Below are 588 nucleotides of genomic sequence, written 5' to 3' on the forward strand. Positions count from 1 at the left end.
TAAGACCAAATAATCCTACTAGTCCCAATAAACCAAGCCAAGCCCAATTATTATTTTTATCACGATTATCATTTAAATCATTTGTCGTATTTACATTTCGAGTTCTCACATCATTATTGATTCTAAAAAATAAAAAATCGCCTTATTAAAGGCGATTCATAATTTATTCGTTTTGCATCCTTTTGATAAATAAATATCTTTTAAAATTAAATGCAATGTTTTACATTAACGTGTTTCTGGATCTTTGTCTTTTTTTCTAAGACCAAATAATCCTACTAGTCCCAATAAACCAAGCCAAGCCCAATTATTATTTTTATCACGATTATCATTTAAATCATTTGTCGTATTTACATTTCGAGTTCTCACATCATTATTAACTCTATTCATGTTATTGTCATTAACGCGAGTTGTAATATTATTATTGTTAACTCTATCCGTATTATACCMATCGTATTCAGCATGGACACTTGTACCAAAAATCATAATAGTTAGTAATAGGGCACCTAAAATAGATGAAAGTTTTTTCTTCATGGTTTTCCCTCCTTTCGTATTTAGTAATGTCTCCAGTTCCTTTAGACAATATTCGGT

The 588-nt window shown here is 29.1% G+C and carries 2 protein-coding genes; both read right to left on the reverse strand.

What is annotated here, in order from left to right; genetic code table 11:
* Window positions 1–109 (reverse strand): WGxxGxxG family protein (locus AC1DTM_RS30810; RefSeq protein WP_477001746.1); only part of this gene is annotated, 109 nt, incomplete at its 3' end.
* A gap of 116 nt (window positions 110–225) precedes the next feature.
* On the reverse strand, window positions 226–531 hold the full coding sequence (locus tag AC1DTM_RS30815) for a WGxxGxxG family protein (protein ID WP_477001745.1): 306 nt from the start codon (window positions 529–531) through the stop codon (window positions 226–228).
* Window positions 532–588 lie beyond the last annotated feature (57 nt).

The sequence above is a fragment of the Bacillus sp. P4_D3 genome (assembly GCF_056401855.1).